The organism is Shewanella hanedai, assembly GCF_007197645.1.
Taxonomy (GTDB): Bacteria; Pseudomonadota; Gammaproteobacteria; order Enterobacterales; family Shewanellaceae; genus Shewanella; species Shewanella hanedai.
Map to the genome: position 1 here is coordinate 14,235 of NZ_VKGK01000003.1, position 19,060 is coordinate 33,294.

Consider the following 19,060-nt stretch of genomic DNA (forward strand, 5'->3'; position numbering starts at 1 on the left):
TTCTATCGCTTACTCATACTAAGTAGGGAGATTTGATTGCGCAAAGGGGGGCAACTGATTGTGTTTTGTATAAAAAAAGTACTGGCAGGGCAAAAGTTACTGCTTAGGTCGAAACTGTATCTGCCAGTATAAAAGGGTGGGAGAAACGGTAGTGCTAGTCGTGAATAATTGAACTCTCCTTTTGTAGGGCTTCCTGTTTATTGAGAGAATAATGATGTTCAATCAGCGATCGTATTAATTTAGATTTTGCCATGTCACACCCACTGGCTAGCTCTGCCAAGTGAGAGATCGCAGATTCGCTTAATGTAAATGTGGCTTTTCGATAGGGCTCTCGTGTTTTTCGTGTCTCAGGTATCGTATTCACTCGTTCATCTATGGCGCGTAATTGGTTTAGAGACTCCGAAGTATTCACGATTGAGGGAGGTGCAATAGCCTCAACCATTTCATTCGTTACTAGGGTCAATCCAGCAGCGTAGTGAGTGGCTTCATCAATAAAGTCTTCAATGTTGATGTGTTGGTGTCTTGCTATGTGAGTTCGCCCAGTATTAGACGGCGTAGAGTTTTTCTTGAGATCTGCCAGACCCATAGTCACCTCTCGTGTTATTCATTTTAGCCGTGGCGATACGATTTCTTATCTCAGTGGCATTTTTCGCATCTAACATTTCACATGCAATGGCTCTCATCTCAGATGCCGCTTTTCCTTTTGGATCTATTTCGATAACCGATAAACCAGATTCTTCACTGTCATCAAAGATGTTACGGTTATAGTTGATGGCATCTAATACATTAATGTCGTAAGTTCTGCAGACCTCTTTTGCCTCTAAAATACGGTTGGCTTGACTGGGTAAGCTCGGGCACTGAGTGATAACAAATGACGCGCGCATCTTGGGGTTGATCATCATACAAGTGGCGACAATATCATCCATATGATTGACTGTTTTAAGATCCCGGCGTTTCGGCCTCAGTGGCATAAGTACATGAGAAGCCACTGACATACTGGCTCTGAGTGCTAAATTATCCTGCCCGCCGCAATCAACAATGACGAAATCATAATGTTGTTCGAGACTGAGCAGGTCATTACGAATTTTTCCGTAAAGTTGCACACAGTTAATTGTGGCTAGGCTTGTGTTGTTATTCCTCGCTTGAATCCAATCTGATGTGGTCCTTTGGGGGTCGCAATCAACCATAATGACAGAAGCGCCACAGTCAGTTGTTAAAAACACGGCTATGTTTTGAGCAATACAACTTTTACCACTGCCCCCTTTTTCACCTCCCACTAGAATGATCATCTCTATCCCCTCAAGTCAATGGATTTTGTTGTCTAGCTATCAATTTAGATATAAATGATATATAGGTCAACTGTATGATTTTTGACGTTTTTATCGTTTTTATCGTTTTTATCTGACGCCGTTAAATTGACATAATGACTCATTTGTTACCTTTTTGACCTTCGAGGTGCTAAATAAATGTACTTGTGATTAATGCAACATAATCAGTCTGTTAGTTGCTTAAATGTTAATTTTACACTGGTGAATTGATTTTATCTTGGGAGATTATGGAGGGTATAGATGTAAATTTAGTTTTGGTTATTACTAACTAAGCTAGCTAAGTGGTTAGTTATTGAAAAAAGATATAATGACTTTAGCTGTGATATTGAGTTTACAGTTCATGTCTGTGAAATGTTGTGACAGTTTATGGATACTTGTCACAGCGAGGAGACAAGTTAAGATTTTCAGATATCTTGTTTGAGATCATCGCTTGATTGGTTAAGCTACTCGGAACGAGAACATCCGTGTTGGAAATGAATATGAATGAACAGGTATTGTTAGAGGCGATTAACCAGAAGATGCCTTTTGGTAAGTATGCGGGCCGTAAGTTACTGGAACTACCTGAACCCTATCTTGTCTGGTTTCATTCGAAAGGGTTCCCAGAGGGGAAGTTGGGTGAGCAGCTTGCCTTAATGTACGAGATTAAGCTCAATGGATTAGAGGGTATGCTGCAGCCTCTGCTTAAAGTTCCAAGAAATTAGCTTTTGTTTCTGGTTTTATGATCTTGATCTAAAAGATGGATATTACTCCAGCTTTTGGTTTGTTTATTAGAGATTTATTCTGTGCTGCATGCTTTAATGATTTCATTGTATAAATTCAGTATTAAAAGATAAAGGAACAGACAATGATCGCTAAACTTGCAAAACTACTGGCTGTAGCAACACTGGCTTTGGGTATCTCTAGTGCATGGGCGCAGGGTGTAATGCATGAAGGTATTGTTATCGATACTATGAATGGCGGTGGCTACACTTATGTTCAGATTAAAGAGTCTGATAAGACTTTTTGGGCTGCTGGTCCACAAATTGAGATCAGTAAAGGTGACAAAGTTGTCGTTCAAGAGCAGATGTGGATGAATGATTTCACAAGTAAGACCTTGAACCGTACATTCGATGAGCTTCTATTTGTTGGCCGTATCGATAAGAAATAAGCCTGTCTTTGATGGCTTAGTGGCTGTCAAAAAAAGCGTGATATATGGTGGCTGGATTATCTGATAATCGCCACCATTTTTATGTCACGTACCAATTAGAATGAGAAAGTGATCTATTTTTTCTGCCTTTGCAGATATTGTTGAAGTCGATGACATTGGTATTTGATCTCGATACAATCCCTCCATTAATCGTTGCCTAGTCCATCACCCATGCCATCGAGTTTTACAGTTCTCCCATACAGTAAGTGTTATGCCACGGCGGTAAGCAATATCTTCCATGAGTCGATTCACCATCTCGATGATGACGTGTATTCCTGTGATGATAAGTCTGCTTGGTCTGCGGCTCCCCGTTCGTCGTACCACTGGAATAAACGTTTGAGTCGTAGTCAGGCTTGGGTGGTGTTAGATGTAAGCTGTTCTGTTAACGGTAAGCCGAGATGCTGTGGCTTTATCAATGTTGAAACGCAGTTTTACAGTCAAGGGTATATCGATAGCTTGTATGTCCATCCTGATTATCAGGGAAAGGGCGTGGCACATAAGTTATATGAGACGTTAGAACACTGGGCGAGTGAACAAGGTTTTTCAGCTTTGTCAGTGGATGCATCCAAAGCTTCTAAGGCGCTGTTTCTTTCTCGGGGGTTTAAACTACGCCACAAAAGTTATCAAGAGAAGCTTGGGCGGATCATCATGGGCTTTTTGATGGAAAAAGAGCTGTAGCCAATACTAATACCAATTACATTAAATATGTTATCAATTCAGAGGTGCTCAAACTTTTCAATTCAAGGCGCATTGATGAAAGAATGGCTATTCCCTTGTAAGTCAATGCAAAGCAGAAGTGGAATGTTTGAGAGCCTCCCGTAGGGCGGGTTTCAAAGCCCTGGATGCTGTGTTGAATGATTTAGATATAGAATAACTATTAGCTTCAATCATCCGCCTTGCCTTCAGCGCTTTGAATTCCCGCTGAATGAACAGATACTTAATGTCATTGGTATAACTCTTAGGTTCTATTCTTTAGATACCGCTTAGAATGTTAAGTGGCTGGTGTAATGAACGTGTGGAATCAACGTCTCTTCGAGCTGTGACTGCTCTCTTTGCAGGTAACGAATAAAGGCAAGGGGGAGGGTGAGATCTTCGATCGGTTCTTGAGTTTCCGCTTGTAATAAAGGCGTGTAACCCTCTTTGCCTGAAACCGTATAAGCTGAGGAAACACCGAAGTAAGTAGCCTGCTTATCGACACTAATCCATGAAATACCGTCTTTATCGAACACTTCCAGAGACAAGATTCTTTCGCCTAATGGCTTTCTTCCATCGTAACAATACTTCAATCCATAAGTGTAGGGAAAACTGCCAGCACCTGTGCCTGTGACACTGTTATTGGTTGCTGAGTTGATCGCTGATTCTATGGCGGCAAAAAGGTGAAGCCCTTGGATTTCATAGTGAACTAACGGTAAGTCAAAGGGGAGTAGCCGCCCAATGACATAGGCAAGTGTGACCTCTCCTTTATTGAGAGATTGCCTGACACCACCGGCATTATGAAGGGCAAAGTCGACTCTAGTGAGCTGACGCTTCGATTCGTGATAGATACTTTTACAGACCCAAGGAGCGATTTCACTGCCGTGAGGAAGTGCTTTACTGGGCAGGCGGGTGTGAACCAAGTTTCTAGGCACAAATCCCAACACTTGCTGCTCAAGGGCTGCAATAGCGGGTTTGTATTGTGTATTAATCACTTTCGTTATCGCCGTATCTTCATTGTCCCATAATATACCTGGGTGCTGTTTTAGATGCTCATGCACCTTGTCGTACACACCTTGGGTGACATCATGTTTAGATTCGAGAATAAATTGGCTATCTAACATAAAGTAATTATGGCCAGTCAGACTCGTGACTTGGCCCTGCGCATTAAACTCAATGTCTGCAAGGCCAATAGTCTCTGCGTGCTTACCCGCATGTAGGATTGGCGTGTTGTTAACGCTCACGCCATATGGGGTTACACTGAGTCCAAACTCTTTAAAGTCGCCCTGCAATGTATGAGTGTGGCCACCGACAATTAGACTTATCCCATCAACTTGCTCTGCTAACACTTTGTCTTGGTCAAAGCCTAAATGGCTCAAGACTAAGATATGGTCAATCCCGTTTGACTTTAAATGTTGTACGGTTTTGCGGGTTGTTTCAATCGCATTGACGAAATGGGTGTCGGGATCCGGACGTGCGATCTCGGCCATTTGATCTAACGTAATCCCAATGATAGCCAGTTGTTTATTTTGCAAAGGCTTAATGATGACCTTTGCCATTCCCTGCTCATGCTGATAGTCATAAAGGTTCTTATGTCCTTTAAGTGCACTTTTTTTGGTGCTGATCTCCTGACTCAGATCCATATTCCCCGCGAGTAACGGAAATTGAATGCTGTCGAGAAAAGCAAGAATGGGTTCACTGCCGGCATCGACCTCGTGATTACCAATGACCATGGCGTCAGGTTTTAATAGATTGAGTAGGTGAGCGTTAGCGGCTCCCTTGAACTGGCTAAAATAGAGGGAGCCTTGGAAGCTATCGCCGCCATGAAGAAATAGAAACGCTTGTTTAGCGTCAAGAGCCTGCTCTCTGGCATTGTCGACCTGATAATTGATCCTTGCATACCCGCCGCTGTGACTATAGATGTCGTAAGACTTACCCTCATCTTCATAGTTGAAGCGGACACTACTGCTCTCGAAGTGAGAGTGGGTGTCGTTAATGTGGGCAAGTTTAAGGGCGTAACGAGTAGACATGGGAAGGGTATCTTTTAGGGCGAACAGCTGTGGATTGTACACTGGGCGATGGCAACAAAAAAGGGAAACTCACGTTTCCCTTTCGGTGTTGTCATGACTCTTTCAAATTAAGAGTCAGATTTTGGCGTCTGGATATAGGAGTCAAACTCGCCATCGTCGGAGAAGGTGATCCCTTTATCTGTCATGCGCTTTTTCCATAACCTGCGAGCAAGTTGCTGCATGTCAGTGACTGGGTCGTTGCTATCAACAATTTCCAGACCTAAAAGTGATTCGATAATATCTTCTAAAGAGACAATACCTTCACCAGTACCATATTCGTTCACAACCATCGCGATTTTAGTATTACGCTTTGTGAGTAGCTGGAATAGTGGCAATATTTTTGCCGTTTCAGGTACAGCAATTAAATTGTGTTTCAGCTCACCGATAGTCGCATTTGGCGTTTTACGTTCGGCAAGTAAAATGCTGTCACGGTTAACATAACCAATAACATCATCTGGATCTTCATTAAAAATTGGAATACGGGAAAATGGTGAAGCTTTATGCAGCTGGGAGAATTTTTCCTGAGTCATCGAAGCTGGCAAACTAAACATGACGGTTCTTGGTGTCATGATAGCTGTAACTGGCATCTCTTTTACCGATAACATCTGAGTCAGAATTTTTGACTCTTGTTCATCGAGCTCACCAGATTCTTGGCCTATTTTAGCCATTGCACTCATCTCTTGACGAATATACTGACCTTCATCCCCTTTACCCATGAGTTGTGTCACTTGTTGTGACATCCAAATCAACGGGAACATGAGTCTTTCCATCCATAGTAGCGCAACAGAAACTGATGGCGCTAAATTACGCCAATGGTTTGCACCTATGGTTTTTGGAATGATTTCTGAGAAAAATAGGATCAAGAAAGTCAATACTGCAGAAAATACACCCAGCATATCGTTACCGAATACTTTTGCTGCTTGTGCACCAGCAACAGCTGCACCAACTGTGTGGGCAATGGTATTCAAGGTCAGAATAGAGACCAGTGGAGACTCGACATTCTCTTTCTGTTTTCCAAGGCGTTTAGCTGCATTTGGATTGGTGTGAACCAAGTTTGCAATATAGCTTGGAGTGACAGAGAGTAAAACGGCTTCAAACACGCTGCAAAGGAAAGAAACGCCAATAGCAACAGAAACAATAACGATGAGGGTGATCATGTAATGGAATTATATTTGCGGACCAATATTAGTCCGGCGTGATTCTAACATTAATTACCACCCGTTTCCTACCAAGTGGAGTATTAAACATATTTTATGGGATAGCAGCTGGAAAGGGAGTATCTTAGCAATGAATATAAGTGCGGCGAGTATCACAACTAGCTAAAATAGGGTTCTGTCTGTATAATTCGCCGCCCTGTGGCGTGTATTAGGTGTTGAGGTTAGTCAAAATGAGTGAGAAGAAGATCAATTTATTGGATCTTGACCGTAAAGGGTTAAGAGCATTATTCACTGAAATGGGTGAAAAGCCGTTTCGTGCCGATCAATTGATGAAGTGGATTTATCATTTTGGTGTGAGTGACTTCGAGGCGATGACTAATATCAATAAAGCCTTACGTGCCAAGCTGAGTGCTCGCTGTGAGGTGGTTGCGCCAGAAATTTCAAGCTTTCAAAAATCTGAAGATGGCACCATTAAATTCGCCATTAATGTTGGGCAAGGTCAGGAAATCGAAACGGTTTATATCCCTGAAGGTGACAGAGCAACCTTGTGTGTCTCCTCTCAAGTTGGTTGCGCGTTGGAGTGTACTTTCTGCTCAACAGCGCAACAGGGATTTAATCGTAACTTGACGGTTTCTGAGATTATTGGACAAGTTTGGCGTGTCGCAGATTTTATCGGTTTCGTTAAAGATACTGGCGAACGTCCTATTACTAACGTCGTTATGATGGGAATGGGTGAGCCACTACTTAATCTTAAAAATGTGATCCCAGCGATGGATATCATGTTGGATGATTTTGGTTTTAGCCTCTCAAAACGTCGTGTTACGGTATCAACATCTGGTGTTGTTCCTGCGTTGGATTTGCTGGGTGATGCGCTAGATGTAGCATTGGCTGTTAGTATCCATGCGCCAAATGATGAACTGCGTGATGTGCTTGTACCAGTGAATAAAAAATATCCTTTAGAGGAGTTTTTAGCTGGTATTCGTCGTTATATCGCAAAATCGAATGCAAACCGTGGACGTGTGACGGTTGAGTATGTGATGTTAGATCATATCAACGACAGTACTGATCAAGCGCATGAGCTTGCTAAATTAATGAAAGATACGCCTTGTAAGATTAATTTAATTCCATTTAATCCATATCCTGGCTCACCTTACGGTCGTTCTTCAAATTCACGTATCGATCGTTTCTCCAAAGTATTGATGGAATATGACCTAACAGTGATAGTCCGTAAGACTCGTGGAGACGATATTGACGCGGCTTGTGGACAGTTAGCCGGTGATATTAGAGACAGAACTAAGCGTTTAGCGAAAAAACGCATGCAAGATAGTCAAATATCGGTCACAATAAACTAACTCATTGTATATTTTAGATAGATAGGCTTGTTAATGAAGCATGGACTGCCCAAAATCATCACTCTTATCGTACTCAGTACGGGTATGGTGGGGGGTTGTGTTTCACAAAGTACTTATAGTGGTACCGACGTGCCTGTTTCTGAAAGGCCGTTTGATAATGTACTGGCTGCGCAAAAGCGTGCTCAATTAGGGCTTACCTATTTGCGCAGAGGTAATAGCCAACAAGCTAAATACAATTTAGATAAGGCGATTAAATTCGCGCCCAATATTGAAGATGTGCATATTTCGATGGCATATTATTATCAAACTGTGGGTGATCTTGATAATGCTGAAAAGTCTTATCGAAAGGCGATTAATGCCAGTGATGCCAGCGGTGACGGGTTCAATAACTTTGGTGTGTTTCTCTGCCAACAAGATAAATTTAAAGAGTCTGAGAAGATGTTTCTTCGGGCTGTAAAAATGCCTAAATATACCCGAGCCGGCGACAGTTATGAAAATCTGGGGATCTGCAGCCGCAAAGCGGGTGAGATTAATAAAGCCCGTGAGTATTTTAGTATCGCGCTCAAGTATAATCCCAGAAGTCAAAGCACGTTAATTGAATTAACAGAGATCGAGATTGAGCAAGATAATTATCTCGATGCTCGCGCGCAACTCGCGCGTTACCATCGTATTATCGCCCAGTCTGCCGAGAGTTTAATCTTAGGTGTGACGATAGAGCGAGCGTTGAACGATGAAGATGAAGCCAGAAGGTTTGGCATATTACTTTTAGCCAAGTTTCCCTCATCTAATGAGGCTAAGCGATATCGAGCCAGTATGCACTGATGACAAATAAAAAAGTCGATATGCTCAAGGATGCAGCAGACAGTAATGAAACTCATGACACATCCGATCAAGTAAGTATTGGATCCCTGTTAAAAGATGCCCGCAATAAGCAAGGGGCAAGTGTTGATGATATTGCAGAGCAGCTACATTTGCGGCCCTGTATTGTCCATGATATTGAAGCAAATAAATTCGACGAGATAGCTTCTGCTATTTACGTGAAAGGCTATGTAAAAAATTACGCGCGTCTTGTTGAAGTTGATAATGAAGCGCTACAAACTTGCATAGAACTTCAATTCCCAGAGGCCAAAGAGCCTGAAATGCAAAGTTTTTCCCGCAAAACGACTCGTCAGGCAAGTGATGGGCGTTTAATGTTCGTTACCTATGCTATTGTCTTTATCCTATTAGCGCTGCTTGTTTTATGGTGGGTACAAAAGTCGGATACTCAAGCGAGTGTTGATTTTTCACAGCCCACGGTGGAAGAGATGGATAATTCGGTTCCTGAGTCTTTTTCAACTAAAGCGTTACCTGATCCAAACAAGGAACGAGACTCTGGTATCGAGAGCACAGGCATTGAAACCTCAAGCATTGATGATTTAGATATAGCGCATGCAGATGCCGTGACTACACGCGCACCTGCTATTGCAAGTGCGAGTCTTAGTCAAGGAGCGCAACCAGCGGTTATTCAACAAGCCCTTGAGCTTGCTACTGGTGAGTCAACACTCAGTTTAACGTTAACCGCGGATTGCTGGATTAATGTGACTGATGCCGATGGTAAGACTTTGATTAATGATTTGGAAAAAGCGGGCAGCAAACTTGATGTGACAGGACGTGAACCGTTTAAGTTCACTTTAGGCGCACCTCAGGCGGTCAGCATTACGTTAAACGACGAAAACGTGAGTTTAGCTGATTATCCTAACGGGCGAGTCGCCAGATTCAGTCTTCCTTTTTCCGAGTAGATCCAAACTCAAAGCGAAGATTAAATGATGTTGTACCAAACGGCATCAGCGAGTAATAGACAAATAGAGTAAACAAGATGTACAACGAAAACCCGATTAAAAGACGTGCTTCAACCCGCATCTATGTTGGTGATGTTCCTATTGGAGATGGTGCACCAATAGCGGTTCAGTCAATGACAAACACCCTAACGACAGATGTCGCGGCGACGGTTGCACAAATTCGCGCGCTTGAGGCTGTTGGCGCGGATATTGTCCGTGTTTCAGTGCCGACAATGGATGCAGCAGAAGCGTTCAAACTGATTAAGCAACAAACCAATATTCCCCTCATTGCCGATATCCATTTCGATTATCGTATTGCCCTTAAAGTGGCTGAATATGGTGTCGATTGCTTGCGTATTAATCCGGGCAATATAGGCAATGAATCTCGCATTAAAAGTGTAGTTGATTGTGCCAGAGATAAGAATATTCCTATTCGAATCGGCATCAATGGCGGTTCTTTAGAAAAAGATTTGATGGATAAGTACAAAGAACCCACGCCTGAAGCTTTGCTAGAATCAGCGATGCGCCACGTGGACATTCTCGATAGACTTAACTTTGATCAATTTAAGGTGAGTGTTAAAGCCTCCGACGTGTTTCTTGCCGTCGAAGCCTACCGCTTACTGGCAAAACAGATAGTACAGCCACTTCACTTAGGTATCACTGAAGCGGGTGGGTTACGCGCAGGTTCTGTGAAGTCTGCAGTGGGCCTAGGTATGCTGCTGGCTGAAGGTATTGGTGATACTTTACGTATCTCTCTTGCCGCAGATCCTATCGAAGAGATTAAAGTGGGGTTTGATATTCTCAAGTCCCTGCGTATTCGCTCACGGGGCATCAACTTTATTGCTTGTCCATCTTGTTCTCGTCAAGAGTTTGATGTGATAAGCACAGTGAATGAACTCGAACGACGCCTTGAAGATATTGTCACGCCCATGGACGTCTCCATTATTGGTTGTGTGGTCAATGGTCCAGGTGAAGCCCTAGTCTCAGACATTGGTTTGACTGGTGGTAACCGTAAAAGTGGCTACTTCGATGATGGTGTTAGACAAAAAGAGCGCTTTGATAATGATAATATTGTCGACTCACTCGAAGCTAAGATCAGAGCGAAAGCGTCCATTATCAATGCGCGTATTCCAGTACAAGATTTAAGCAAATAACCAAGAATCATTTATCAACGCTGAGCCTGTCTCGGCGTTTTTTTGTGAGTTGAAAACAGCCTTGTTCAGCTATCCAATAAGCGCTCATAAATGCGCACCTTGAGGTAGCTTAGGTATATGAGATATACTGCACGGCGCTGTTAAATTTATAGTTAAATCGGACGAGTCTATACTGTGGCAAAACAGATCCAAGCTATTCGCGGAATGAATGATATTCTGCCTACCCAAAGTCCTCTATGGCAAAAACTAGAGACCGTATTAAGAGACACTGTTGCCGCTTATGGTTACAGCGAAATTCGTACGCCAATCGTTGAAAGTACAGATCTGTTTAAGCGTTCAATCGGTGAAGTTACTGATATCGTTGAAAAAGAGATGTATACCTTTGATGACCGTAATGGAGATAGTCTGACGCTTCGTCCGGAAGGCACCGCATCGACAGTACGTGCGGGTAATGAGCATGGCTTGCTATATAACCAAGAGCAGCGCCTTTGGTATATGGGTCCTATGTTTAGGCATGAGCGTCCTCAAAAAGGTCGTTACCGTCAATTTAACCAGTTTGGTGTTGAGGTTTATGGTATCGGTTCTGCTGATGTCGACGCTGAAGTGCTAATGTTGTCAGCCCGTCTTTGGGAGAAGCTTGGTATCACAGAACATGTGACGCTAGAGCTTAACACCTTAGGTGATCCTGCTGAACGTGCGACATACCGCAGCGCGCTTATCGAGTTCTTAGAGCAGTTCAAAGAGCAACTTGATGAAGAAAGTCAGCGTCGTATGTACACCAATCCACTGCGTGTTTTAGACACTAAAAACCCTGATGTACAGGCGTTATTAGTCGATGCACCTGAGTTGATGGATTTCCTTGGCGAAGAGTCTCGGACACATTTTTCACATTTATGTGAACTCTTAGACGCTGTTGGCATCCAATACGTCATCAACCCTCGCTTAGTACGCGGTTTAGATTATTATAATCGCACCGTTTTTGAGTGGGTTACCACGAGTTTAGGCTCACAAGGTACTGTACTTGCAGGTGGACGCTACGATGGATTAGTAGAGCAGTTAGGCGGTAAAGATACACCGGCTGTCGGCTTTGCTATGGGATTAGAGCGTATCGTATTGATGCTCGAAACATTAGAGTTAACTAGCGATATTCCTGCAACTGTCGACGTTTATGTGACGGCGATGGGTGATGCAAGTAAGATTGAAGCGATAAAAATTGCTCAATCGCTACGAAGTGAGTTGCCTAACCTTAGGGTTATGAGTCATTGTGGCGGCGGTAACTTCAAGAAACAGATGAAGCGCGCGGATAAAAGTGGTGCCAAAATTGCGCTTGTTATCGGTGATGACGAAATTGCCAATAACCAAGTTGCAGTTAAGTACCTTCGCGAGAAAAAAGAACAAGAATTAGTTGCACGTGATGGTTTAGCAACTTATATCGCAAAGCAGATTTAAGAGGAAGATTGCGTGGAAATTTATAGCACAGAAGAACAACAAGTAGATGCTATCAAACAGTTCTGGAAAGATTATGGAACTTCGATTGTCGTTGGTGCAGTAGTTGGTTTAGGCGGTTTATTTGGTTGGAATTATTATTCTGAACATAAAATTGCTCAGGCTGAGTTAGCCTCAGAAGCGTTTCAAGCGATGAGCGCCCCAGCGATGACAGAAGCAGGCATGCTTGCAGCAGCCGAAACTTTTGCCAAAGACTACAACCAAAAAGGTTATCAATCTCTGTTATCGCTTATTGTTGCTAAAGCAGCTGTAGAAGCGGGTGATTTAGATAAAGCTGAAAGCACACTGAAAAGTGTGATTGCCACAGCTGCTGATACTAGCTTAGTGATGGTCGCGACCATTCGATTGGCACGTGTTCAGGCTGAACAAGGCCAGCTCGCGATTGCTATCACGACACTAGAGCAAGTATCAGATCCTGCTTTTACCGCACAAAGAGATGAGCTTAAAGGCGATTTCTTGGTTCGTAAAGGTGATGCTGAACAAGCTAAAGCGGCTTATCAAGCTGCCGTGGATAACGGTGGAGCAACGGCAAGTCCTGCGCTACAGATGAAGCTAGATAATTTGAATAAGGCATAAGGAACCTGCCCATGAAGTCTTGGTGCAAAACATTGCTCGCATGTGGATTGAGCTTAGGTCTGTTATCAGCCTGTTCGTCCAGTGATGTAGAAGAAGAGCCAGTTAGTCCTTTGTCTGAGATTGAGGCAAGTGTATTTCCAACCGTAAGCTGGAGTGCCTCTGTAGGCAATGGTGTAGGCCCATATTATTCTCGCCTACGTCCAGCGGCACGATATGATAAATTGTACGTTGCCGATCGTTATGGTCAGGTGGTTGCATTTGATGAAGCGACAGGTGAAAAGGTCTGGCAAAAGGATTTTAGTTCTGCTTTTAAGGACAATGTTTTAGCCAAGAACAAAGGTGCTAAAATAGCCGCTGGTGTAACCGCTGCTCGCGATAAGATTTTTATCGGTGGTGAAAGTGGATTACTGGGTGCGCTGGATGCAGAAACTGGCGATACTGAATGGTCAGTTATTGCAGGTGGTGAGCTTCTTTCTGTCCCGACAGTTGCTGAAGATTTAGTCGTTGTCAGTACCAGTGCTGGTACGCTCGAAGCCTTTAATGTGGATGACGGTGAAAAGCAGTGGGTGTATGAGTCAAAGCTGCCAACATTAACATTGCGTGGCACAGGCGCAGCAAACTATGAGGCCGGTGGTTTCTTTGTTGGAACAGCCGATGGTAAAATAGCCGTTGTGATCAAGAACAGTGGTCAAGCTGCATGGGAACAAGCGATTTATACGCCAAAAGGCGGTAATGAGTTTACCCGCATGGCCGATATCGATATGATGCCGCTCATTATAGGGGATAACCTCTATGCTGTGAGCTTTAACGGTAATCTTGTGTCGATGGAACTGAGAACGGGTCGCGTAGTGTGGACACGTAAATATTCAAGTTTTCATGAATTGGCTGACTCAGGTGTGAATCTGTTTCTTGTCGATGATCACAGCCGAATCTATGCTGTCGATAGACGTAATGGTCTAGAAAACTGGAGTAATACCGAGCTTTCTAATCGTGACTTAACGTCTCCAGCAGTATTTAAAGATTATATTGTGGTAGGTGACTTTGAAGGTTATCTACACTTTATTGATAAGAGTGATGGTAAAATTGTTGGCCGTATACAGGTCGACAGTTCAGGTATATTTAGTCAGCCTTTGGTTGTGGACGATAATATATACGTTCAAACCAGAAGCGGAAAAGTAGCTAGAATAACGCTCCCGTAAAATTATGTTTAGTTGATATACCCAAGCAACCTCAAGATGCTTCATCCTGGAGTGGTTTGGGTATTAGCCCCTGGAAGCGAGTTCCGGGGGCTTTTTGTTTACTAAATCGAAGTTTTTTCGTTTTTTATATTTTAAAGAATTTGTAGATAGAGGCATAAAATGATTCCAGTAGTGGCCCTTGTTGGTCGTCCGAATGTCGGTAAGTCGACCTTATTTAACCGCTTAACGCGTACGCGTGATGCTTTGGTGGCCGACTATCCTGGGCTAACTCGGGATCGCAAATATGGCCGTGCACATTTGTCAGGTTATGAATTCATTGTGGTTGATACCGGCGGTATTGATGGCACTGAAGAGGGCATTGAAGTTCACATGGCTGAGCAGTCAATGGCCGCTATTGAAGAAGCGGACGTAGTCCTATTTTTAACGGATGCACGTTCGGGCTTAACGGCTTCAGATCAAGCTATCGCTGAGCATCTTCGACGTCGTGAAAAAACCACCTTTGTGGTTGCGAATAAAGTTGATGGTATCGACGCTGATTCGGCATGTGCTGAGTTTTGGGCACTAGGCCTAGGCGAAGTTTACCAGATGGCAGCTGCGCAAGGTCGTGGTGTAACAAACATGATTGAATACGCTCTTGCTCCTTATGCAGAAGCCTTAGGTCTTGTTCGTGATGGTGACGAAGAAGGTGAAGATGAAGAAGAGAAAGAGTACACCGAAGAGGATGCTGAAGCTGATCAAAAGCGTCTGCAAGACCTACCGATTAAACTTGCCATTATCGGTAAGCCAAACGTGGGTAAATCAACCTTAACGAACCGTATCTTAGGTGAAGAGCGTGTTGTCGTATATGACGAGCCTGGCACCACCCGTGACAGTATTTACATTCCGATGGAACGTGATGGTCGTGAGTACATTTTGATTGATACTGCTGGTGTTCGCCGCCGTAGTAAGGTGAATGAAACCGTAGAGAAATTCTCGGTCATTAAAACCCTTAAAGCGGTTGAAGACAGTAACGTCGTGCTGCTTATTGTTGATGCTCGTGAAGGGATCGCAGAGCAAGACTTAGGTCTATTAGGTTTTGTACTTAACTCTGGTCGTGCACTGGTTATTGCCGTCAATAAGTGGGATGGCATCGATCAAGACATCAAAGACAGAGTGAAGAGTGAGCTTGATCGTCGTCTTGGCTTTATCGATTTCGCTCGTATACACTTTATTTCAGCACTTCATGGTACTGGCGTAGGCCATCTTTTTGAATCTGTTCAAGAAGCTTATGAAAGTGCGACTCGCCGTGTGAGTACCTCTATGCTGACGCGTATCATGCAGATGGCACAGGACGATCATCAGCCACCTATGGTGAATGGCCGTCGTGTGAAGCTTAAGTACGCTCACGCCGGTGGTTATAACCCGCCAATCGTGGTTGTACACGGAAATCAGGTTAAGAAGCTACCTGATTCATACAAGCGCTTTATGATGAACTACTACCGTCGTTCACTGAAAGTCATGGGTACACCAATCCAAGTCCGTTTCCAGGACGGTGACAACCCATTTGAAGGCTTACACACTAAGAAGTTAACAGTAAGCCAAGAACGTCGTCGTAAGCGTATGATGACGCACATCAAAGACAAGAAGTAGCCACTCCACTGAGTGTTTACTCAATAAAAAGGCCAGCTAATTAGCTGGCCTTTTTTGTACCTGTTGTCTTGTCCTGAAATGTGTTTAAAGCATTACTTCAAGCTAGTGACACGGCTAGCGCGTTCACCAGAGGTAGATATTGAACGGATCCAAACTTCACCAGTTACTTTCGGTTGAGCTTGAGCTGAATAATCTAACCAGCTTTTACCATCGGTAGAGTATTGCAGTGCCACACCAGGGAACTGAATATTCATCGCTAAGATGCCATTTTCAATCTTGGCGCCGGGTAACGGTAGACGATAATCAATGCCCGCTTTTTCAAGCTTGGTGAGTTCACGTTGGCCAATAATGTTGGCAACACGTGTCCAATCATCAGTGAGCGCTTGTTTATTTACTAAGTTAGTTTCTAGTGAATACTCGACGCCCGCTTTGTAATCGTTTTCCCAATCTGCTTTGTGCCATGAACGCTCAGCAGCAGCAAGGACTCGTGGGAATACCATGTACTCATATTGTTCATCATTACGCACGCTTTCGGACCATAACTGGGCCGACAAGCCGTGGAATGCCTTGCCTTCAACACCGCCGACGCCGTTAAAGCCATTACCATCACGGTCTACCGATGTTTCAGCATTTTGCGGTAAGTTCTCTGGCGCAAAGCTGAACATTTTACGAGTATCAGTAGCACGGGTTGCCCAGTAGTAACCGCGCTCTTTCGCGTCGACTTCGTATGGCATATCCATGTAGACATAATCAGGGTTAGAAATAATCACATCATAGCCCTTATCTGACCACTCGTAAGCGGAAGCTGCTCCGCCCCAATACAGAGTATCCCAGAAGTTCACGCGTGTATTTTCAGTGGAGAATGACTGTGCATTTTCACTGTACTTAAGGCCATCTTGCCAAGCTTGGAAGCTTGGGATCCCTTTGCTGGCGGCTATTTTAGACACCTGCTCAGCGAAGTGACTTGGTAGATGAGCAAAATCGCTGACCACGCCCTTATCTAACAGTATTTTACACTGTGGTGATTTAGCAAAAGGCATATCTTGCTGGGATAAATCGATGTTACCTTTCCAGCTCAATTTATCATTGGCATTGATATCTTGAAAACCCGCATTTAGCTTGATGTTCTTTGTTTCATCACCGCCGAAATGCCACGTCGTTAACGGCATATCAGCTTCTTGATGCATCGCAGCAATTTCGCTGATGACCTTATCAACAAAACGCGTCGATGACGCTAAACATGGGTTGATGAAACTTCTCTTATCGTAGAACTGAATCGTTGTTACGTTAGAGGTATCAAGTGGATCCATTAGGCGATATTCGCTAGCACCGACCTCATCACCGGCTTTCATTAAGCGCTTATAACGCGCTTCCATCGACACTACGGCTGAACGAGCATGGGCTGGCATATCGATCTCAGGGATCACGTCGATATTACGGGCCTTAGCGTACTTCAGTATTTCAACGTAATCCGCCTTGCTAAAATAGCCTGAGCCGAAGTTGTCTGACGTAGGACCTGATCCCAACTGAGGTAATAAGCAGCGCGTTTCGTCTAAATCGAAACAGCGGTTACCACCGACATCTGTCAGTTCTGGCAGACCTGGGATAGCAATACGCCAGCCTTCGTCATCGCTTAAATGAAGATGAAGCTTGTTCATCTTGTAGGCTGACATTTGATCTAAGGTCGCTAATATGGCTGGTTTGGTGTGGAAATGACGGGCAACGTCTACCATGACACCGCGGTAATCGAAACGTGGTGCATCCTTAATGCTAAGCAGTGGTAGTTCACTTGCATTACTACTATCGACTAGGCCAAAAACAGACTGCAAAGCGTAAAATAGGCCCGCTTGGTCAAACGCTTTAATATTGATGCCTTGAGCTGTGATATCAAGCTGATATGCACCAGATACAGCCATTTCACCGGTAAAGAGTTTTGGTGTTAGTGCGATGGCAACAGGCAGCTTGCCTTCAACATCCACACCAATGAGTTTGGCGCGGGTTTCAATGGCGGTAAACTGTGCATCAGCGAACTGCTGCTTAGGCAGTGCTATACCTTGGCTGATATCGACTTTACCCTCAGCGAGTTCAACATGCATCGGCGTTGGTAATAATGCGCTGGTGATATCTAATGCCAATACATCTGCATTTTTCTCAAAACGTGTTTGGGGAGTCGCGAACACGTTATTGTCAGCAGTGACACGCTTTTGTTGTTGGGGTGTTAGCTCAGTCACATATGAAGAGGTGTTTTCGGTGTTAAGTGACGCAATTAGCTTAGGCTCTGCATTGTTAGCCACAACGAAAGCACCAGGCATAAAATCGGTTTCAAATAACTGCCAATATTCTGCAACCAATGGGATCTCAACTGTTTCTCCTGCTGCAAAGCCATCAAATTTGTCAGTCGGTTCCAACTTGTGCAGATCACCGGTTATGCGAGTCACTTTAAATTGATCGTTTCCAACCTCTAGGATCAGACGAATACTGTGAAAATAGATAGTCCAATCTTTTGAATCAATGGTGTCACCTTGGTTGATGAGCGTCATATTGACTTTATTACATGAAGCAAACTCAGCACCAAGATCTTGGCAAGCTAAGCCATTGTCAGCTCCCTGATTAGTCACGATGGTGTATTTGATATCTAAATTGTCAGCCAGAGAATCTACAATGTTCTGTTCTGGATTGCTCGTTGATGAACAACCAGCAAGTGTAGCAATCACAGAGGCTGCAATTAAAGTGAGCTTTTTCATCTTACTTCCTATTTATAAATGTTGCTGGAAAATAATCCAACCTTTTATTGTTAATCGTTTGTATATTTATTTTTGGTAAAAATTAACGTGGTTAAAAATAGAACAAATTAAGAATTGGTAAATAATAGAGAGTTTAAAATTATATCTTTAAACTAATCTTAATTATCACTTTTATAGCGCCTATCTTTATAGAAAATTGACAAAAAAACCACCATTAGTTGTGCGATCTCCATCTCATATATGAGAGTTATACCTCGTTAACCAATTTGAAATAGCATTAAGTACCGTAAAACCCGCTAAAGAGTGATCTTTATCACGCTTTGTTGGCTTGTGTAAGGGAACACTAATAATTGATATTTATATATCGTGATTTATAAAATATTGTTAATCGAGAGTAGTTTCTCTATTTATTTACACGTAAAATCCTTGCTAGTATTCAAGGATAGCATTCAAGTTTATTGTTTAATTTTCGATGTTAAATAAATCAATTACCATTATACGAATGACAAAATGTAACGATTTAAACAGTTTTACTAGACCGGCACTTAGGTTTTAGTTGTTTAATTTCATTAGTTTGAGTGTTTATTGGTTATGCGGGTAAGTAGCTTTTCTGTATCACTCATCAATAATGAATGCTGTTTGTTTATACG

16 protein-coding genes are annotated in these 19,060 nt (G+C 43.2%); 11 read left to right on the forward strand and 5 right to left on the reverse strand.

Translation table 11 applies throughout. The features are described 5' to 3' along the window. Window positions 1–154: 154 nt before the first annotated feature. Complete coding sequence (locus FN961_RS03490; RefSeq protein ID WP_143563162.1) at window positions 155–586, reverse strand: CopG family transcriptional regulator; 432 nt, start codon at window positions 584–586, stop codon at window positions 155–157. Continuing rightward, the gene (locus FN961_RS03495; protein WP_143563163.1) at window positions 546–1,289 is read right to left on the reverse strand and encodes an AAA family ATPase; all 744 of its coding nucleotides are present in this window, start codon (window positions 1,287–1,289) and stop codon (window positions 546–548) included. Before FN961_RS03495 ends, FN961_RS03490 begins: the two co-directional genes overlap by 41 nt. A 518-nt stretch (window positions 1,290–1,807) precedes the next feature. Between FN961_RS03495 and FN961_RS03500 the strand changes: the two genes are divergently transcribed. The 3 genes from FN961_RS03500 to FN961_RS03510 all read left to right on the forward strand — a co-directional run bounded on the left by FN961_RS03500 (window position 1,808) and on the right by FN961_RS03510 (window position 3,192). Continuing rightward, entirely contained in the window at window positions 1,808–2,029 is a 222-nt protein-coding gene (locus FN961_RS03500) for a DUF3820 family protein (protein WP_143563164.1), read from the forward strand. A 143-nt stretch (window positions 2,030–2,172) separates the two neighbouring features. Beyond that, window positions 2,173–2,475: an NrfJ gene (locus FN961_RS03505; protein WP_143563165.1), complete on the forward strand. Its 303-nt coding sequence runs from the start codon at window positions 2,173–2,175 to the stop codon at window positions 2,473–2,475. Window positions 2,476–2,685: 210 nt separating this feature from the next. Beyond that, the gene (locus FN961_RS03510) at window positions 2,686–3,192 is read left to right on the forward strand and encodes a GNAT family N-acetyltransferase (RefSeq protein ID WP_143563166.1); all 507 of its coding nucleotides are present in this window, start codon (window positions 2,686–2,688) and stop codon (window positions 3,190–3,192) included. 305 nt (window positions 3,193–3,497) lie between these two features. Here FN961_RS03510 and FN961_RS03515 read toward each other — a convergent pair whose 3' ends face one another. Together FN961_RS03515 and FN961_RS03520 are read right to left on the reverse strand one after the other, a co-directional pair. Continuing rightward, on the reverse strand, window positions 3,498–5,237 hold the full coding sequence (locus FN961_RS03515) for a bifunctional metallophosphatase/5'-nucleotidase (RefSeq protein ID WP_143563167.1): 1,740 nt from the start codon (window positions 5,235–5,237) through the stop codon (window positions 3,498–3,500). A 107-nt stretch (window positions 5,238–5,344) separates the two neighbouring features. Then, on the reverse strand, window positions 5,345–6,433 hold the full coding sequence (locus FN961_RS03520; protein WP_143563168.1) for a CNNM domain-containing protein: 1,089 nt from the start codon (window positions 6,431–6,433) through the stop codon (window positions 5,345–5,347). 230 nt (window positions 6,434–6,663) lie between these two features. Here FN961_RS03520 and rlmN point away from each other — a divergent pair, with 230 nt between their 5' ends. The 8 genes from rlmN to der all read left to right on the forward strand — a co-directional run bounded on the left by rlmN (window position 6,664) and on the right by der (window position 15,666). Beyond that, on the forward strand, window positions 6,664–7,785 hold the full coding sequence (rlmN, locus tag FN961_RS03525; RefSeq protein WP_143563169.1) for a dual-specificity RNA methyltransferase RlmN: 1,122 nt from the start codon (window positions 6,664–6,666) through the stop codon (window positions 7,783–7,785). Between the two features lie 33 nt (window positions 7,786–7,818). Then, the gene (gene pilW, locus FN961_RS03530) at window positions 7,819–8,607 is read left to right on the forward strand and encodes a type IV pilus biogenesis/stability protein PilW (protein ID WP_143563170.1); all 789 of its coding nucleotides are present in this window, start codon (window positions 7,819–7,821) and stop codon (window positions 8,605–8,607) included. Beyond that, window positions 8,607–9,563 carry a RodZ domain-containing protein gene (locus FN961_RS03535; RefSeq protein WP_143563171.1) on the forward strand — a complete coding sequence of 319 codons (957 nt, stop codon included), beginning with the start codon at window positions 8,607–8,609 and terminating at the stop codon, window positions 9,561–9,563. Before pilW ends, FN961_RS03535 begins: the two co-directional genes overlap by 1 nt. A gap of 77 nt (window positions 9,564–9,640) precedes the next feature. Beyond that, entirely contained in the window at window positions 9,641–10,756 is a 1,116-nt protein-coding gene (gene ispG, locus FN961_RS03540; RefSeq protein WP_143563172.1) for a flavodoxin-dependent (E)-4-hydroxy-3-methylbut-2-enyl-diphosphate synthase, read from the forward strand. A gap of 174 nt (window positions 10,757–10,930) precedes the next feature. After that, entirely contained in the window at window positions 10,931–12,205 is a 1,275-nt protein-coding gene (hisS, locus tag FN961_RS03545) for a histidine--tRNA ligase (RefSeq protein WP_143563173.1), read from the forward strand. Window positions 12,206–12,217: 12 nt separating this feature from the next. Further along, window positions 12,218–12,838 carry a tetratricopeptide repeat protein gene (locus FN961_RS03550; protein WP_143563174.1) on the forward strand — a complete coding sequence of 207 codons (621 nt, stop codon included), beginning with the start codon at window positions 12,218–12,220 and terminating at the stop codon, window positions 12,836–12,838. A gap of 11 nt (window positions 12,839–12,849) precedes the next feature. Then, window positions 12,850–14,037: an outer membrane protein assembly factor BamB gene (gene bamB / locus FN961_RS03555; RefSeq protein ID WP_143563175.1), complete on the forward strand. Its 1,188-nt coding sequence runs from the start codon at window positions 12,850–12,852 to the stop codon at window positions 14,035–14,037. Between the two features lie 159 nt (window positions 14,038–14,196). Next, window positions 14,197–15,666, forward strand: coding sequence for a ribosome biogenesis GTPase Der (gene der, locus FN961_RS03560; RefSeq protein ID WP_143563176.1), 1,470 nt, complete (start codon window positions 14,197–14,199; stop codon window positions 15,664–15,666). A gap of 92 nt (window positions 15,667–15,758) precedes the next feature. On the opposite strand, the gene FN961_RS03565 is transcribed toward der, so the two are convergent. After that, on the reverse strand, window positions 15,759–18,410 hold the full coding sequence (locus FN961_RS03565; RefSeq protein WP_143563177.1) for a beta-N-acetylhexosaminidase: 2,652 nt from the start codon (window positions 18,408–18,410) through the stop codon (window positions 15,759–15,761). Window positions 18,411–19,060 lie beyond the last annotated feature (650 nt).

Coding starts and splice junctions, on each gene's coding strand:
- FN961_RS03490 (WP_143563162.1), bottom strand. CDS start 586: ATGGGTCTGGCAGATCTCAAGAAAAACTCTACGCCGTCTAATACTGGG.
- FN961_RS03495 (WP_143563163.1), bottom strand. CDS start 1,289: ATGATCATTCTAGTGGGAGGTGAAAAAGGGGGCAGTGGTAAAAGTTGT.
- FN961_RS03500 (WP_143563164.1), top strand. CDS start 1,808: ATGAATGAACAGGTATTGTTAGAGGCGATTAACCAGAAGATGCCTTTT.
- FN961_RS03505 (WP_143563165.1), top strand. CDS start 2,173: ATGATCGCTAAACTTGCAAAACTACTGGCTGTAGCAACACTGGCTTTG.
- FN961_RS03510 (WP_143563166.1), top strand. CDS start 2,686: ATGCCATCGAGTTTTACAGTTCTCCCATACAGTAAGTGTTATGCCACG.
- FN961_RS03515 (WP_143563167.1), bottom strand. CDS start 5,237: ATGTCTACTCGTTACGCCCTTAAACTTGCCCACATTAACGACACCCAC.
- FN961_RS03520 (WP_143563168.1), bottom strand. CDS start 6,433: ATGATCACCCTCATCGTTATTGTTTCTGTTGCTATTGGCGTTTCTTTC.
- rlmN (WP_143563169.1), top strand. CDS start 6,664: ATGAGTGAGAAGAAGATCAATTTATTGGATCTTGACCGTAAAGGGTTA.
- pilW (WP_143563170.1), top strand. CDS start 7,819: ATGAAGCATGGACTGCCCAAAATCATCACTCTTATCGTACTCAGTACG.
- FN961_RS03535 (WP_143563171.1), top strand. CDS start 8,607: ATGACAAATAAAAAAGTCGATATGCTCAAGGATGCAGCAGACAGTAAT.
- ispG (WP_143563172.1), top strand. CDS start 9,641: ATGTACAACGAAAACCCGATTAAAAGACGTGCTTCAACCCGCATCTAT.
- bamB (WP_143563175.1), top strand. CDS start 12,850: ATGAAGTCTTGGTGCAAAACATTGCTCGCATGTGGATTGAGCTTAGGT.
- der (WP_143563176.1), top strand. CDS start 14,197: ATGATTCCAGTAGTGGCCCTTGTTGGTCGTCCGAATGTCGGTAAGTCG.
- FN961_RS03565 (WP_143563177.1), bottom strand. CDS start 18,410: ATGAAAAAGCTCACTTTAATTGCAGCCTCTGTGATTGCTACACTTGCT.